General features: G+C 66.0%; 1 protein-coding gene. It reads left to right on the top strand.

What is annotated here, in order from left to right; translation table 11 throughout:
• Positions 1–131 (top strand): His/Gly/Thr/Pro-type tRNA ligase C-terminal domain-containing protein (locus tag PGX04_RS30560; protein ID WP_273741923.1); only part of this gene is annotated, 131 nt, incomplete at its 5' end.
• Positions 132–312: the final 181 nt, after the last annotated feature.

Here is a 312-nt window from a genome sequence, read left to right on the forward strand (position 1 = left end):
CCCCGCGAGCGAACGGCGGCGTGACGGTCCGCGAGCGCGACTCGACCGAGCAGAAGCGACTCCCGATCGACGAGCTGCCCGAGACGCTGTCGGCGATCCGCGCCGGCGACCTCGAGTTCGAGGAGCTGTAGGGAGTCGTCGAGGCTGGCAATACGTAATTCCCACTGTACCCGCGAGCGAACCCGAAGGGTGAGCGAGCGGGCCGACGACTGATCCGGAGTGAGCGAAGCGAACGGAGGGGAAGGAGGAGGCTTTTGATCAACCTTTTACCGAGCGACCGAAGGGAGCGTCGTTCGAGACGGCTTCGCCGTC

The sequence above is a fragment of the Natrinema soli genome (assembly GCF_028618695.1).